Genomic DNA, 1,936 nt, shown 5'->3' with positions numbered 1-1,936 from the left:
TTTCAAAAAGATGATGCTAGCGCTCTACGCGCGACGACCCCCTCTGTCGCCTTCGGCGACATCTCCCCCTCAAGGGGGGAGATTAGCGTTCCACCGTCGGCCACTCACCCCGGCCCAGCGCAGCAACCGCGCCGACAACCCGCGCAAACGCTTCCGCCGCGGCCGGCACGTTCGTGCGGGCGCGCAGGAAGCTGTGCACCAGCCTCGGTTCCTCGTGCCACCAGGCCTTGCCGCCGGCGGCCACAATGCGGTCGCGGTAGGTCTCGCCATCCGACGACAGCGGGTCGCATTGCGCCGTGACGATCACCGTTGGCGGCAGGCCGGAGAAATCGGTGTCGCGCAGCGGTGAGAAGGTCGGGTCGTCGGGCGATTGCCGCCTGGCCGAGCGGACGTCGCGGTAGAAGGCGATGTCGGCCACCGACAGCAGCGGCGCGTTGGCGTGCTCGATATAGGAGCCGGCGGTGTCGTCGCCGCCGAGTTCGGGATAGATCAGCACTTGCCCGACCGCAGCTCTGATATGGCGGCGCGTCGCCTGCGCCACGGCGGCGGCGAGATTGCCGCCAGCGCTTTCGCCGCACAGCACCAGCGGCAGGCCTGATGTCGCTGCCGCCCATTCGAAGGCGGTGACGGCATCGTCGAAGGCGGCGGGGTGGACGTGCTCCGGGGCCAGCCGGTAGTCGACCGACAGCAGGTCGAAACCGGTGCCGGCGCAGAGCTCGGCGCAGATGTCGTCATGGCTTTCCAGCCCGCCGAGGATGAAGCCGCCGCCGTGGTAGTAGATCACCATCGCCTGGGCGGCCTTGCCGGCAAGCCGGTAACGGCGGATCGGGATGTCGCGGCCGGCGGCGGCGATCAGGCCATCGCCGGCCTTGACGCCAGGCGGGCGGCCCTGGTGGAAGGCGCGGCTCATACGGTCATAGACGGCGCGCTGCTTGTCGATCGGCAGGCCGAGGATTTCGGGCGGATACCAGCCGTTGACGGCGTCGATATAGGCCCAAAGGGCCGGGTCGAGCCGTGTTTCGTAGGGGCCGCGCGTCATAGATCGGCGTAGAGCGCGGCCGCGTTGTCGAAGGAGAAGCGCAGCGGCACCGAGCCTTCGACCTGCCAGGCGGTGACGGTCTCGCCGGCCAGCAGCCGGCAGGCGCCGTCGGTATCGGTAACGGCGCCGCCATAGAGCCGGTTGGCGAGGTTGAGGATGCCGGTCTGGTGCATCGCCGCGCTGCCGCTGCCGCAGGCATCCTTGACCAAAAGCACGCGAAAGCCCTTGGCCACCGCATCCTTGACGGAGGCGTCGATGCAGGCCTCGGTCCAGACGCCCGCAACGACCAGCCATTCGATGCCTGAAGACTTGATGTCGCGCGCCGCCGGCCCGGTGCGGAAGGCGCTGGCCTCGGCCTTGATCAGCAGCGCCTCGCCGTTGATCGGCGCCACCTCACGGCAGATCTCGGTCAGCGGATCGCTCTTGTCGGAAAAAGCCGACTTGCCGTCTTCACCGAGCGGATGAAACGGCCGGTCCTGGCTGTCGAGATCGACGATGTAGGCCCAGTGGTAAAGCGGCACATGGTTGCCCCGCGCCGCCGCCTGCAGGCGCTGGACGTTGGCGAGGATCGTGTCATAGCCGTCGACGAGGTAGCGCTTGTCCTGCCGGTGCTCTTCCTGCAGGTCGATGAAGATCGCGGCCACGGTGCCGGGTTTGATGGCGATGGGGGTTTTCATGCCGCGCCTGCGTGATGCAGGGTCGAGGCAGTCAAAGACTTTTCCGTATGCCGGCGGGACAGCGCCCCCCTCTGCCCTACCGGGCATCTCCCCCTCAAGGGGGGAGATCGGCCGTCGCGAATGCCTTCGCCAATCACCAGAGCTGCAGGAAAAAGCGCCGCAGGCGACGCTGCCAATCTCCCCCCTTGAGGGGGAGATGTCCGGCAGGACAGAGGGGGGC

The 1,936-nt window shown here is 68.0% G+C and carries 2 protein-coding genes; both read right to left on the bottom strand.

The features are described from left to right. Positions 1-82: 82 nt before the first annotated feature. Complete coding sequence (locus EOB49_RS29895) at positions 83-1,039, bottom strand: alpha/beta hydrolase (protein WP_127383092.1); 957 nt, start codon at positions 1,037-1,039, stop codon at positions 83-85. Beyond that, positions 1,036-1,716 carry an isochorismatase family protein gene (locus EOB49_RS29890; RefSeq protein ID WP_127383091.1) on the bottom strand — a complete coding sequence of 227 codons (681 nt, stop codon included), beginning with the start codon at positions 1,714-1,716 and terminating at the stop codon, positions 1,036-1,038. Before EOB49_RS29890 ends, EOB49_RS29895 begins: the two co-directional genes overlap by 4 nt. Between the last annotated feature and the right edge of the window lie 220 nt (positions 1,717-1,936).

The sequence above is a fragment of the Mesorhizobium sp. M7A.F.Ca.MR.148.00.0.0 genome, from assembly GCF_003997735.1.
In the GTDB taxonomy this organism is placed as follows: Bacteria; Pseudomonadota; Alphaproteobacteria; order Rhizobiales; family Rhizobiaceae; genus Mesorhizobium.
Note: the sequence above shows the minus strand (reverse complement) of the source record. Positions and strands in the feature narration are given on the sequence as shown.

What these genes read in the sequence shown, in the direction of transcription:
- EOB49_RS29895 (WP_127383092.1), bottom strand. Translation starts at nt 1,039, where the DNA reads ATGACGCGCGGCCCCTACGAAACACGGCTCGACCCGGCCCTTTGGGCC.
- EOB49_RS29890 (WP_127383091.1), bottom strand. Translation starts at nt 1,716, where the DNA reads ATGAAAACCCCCATCGCCATCAAACCCGGCACCGTGGCCGCGATCTTC.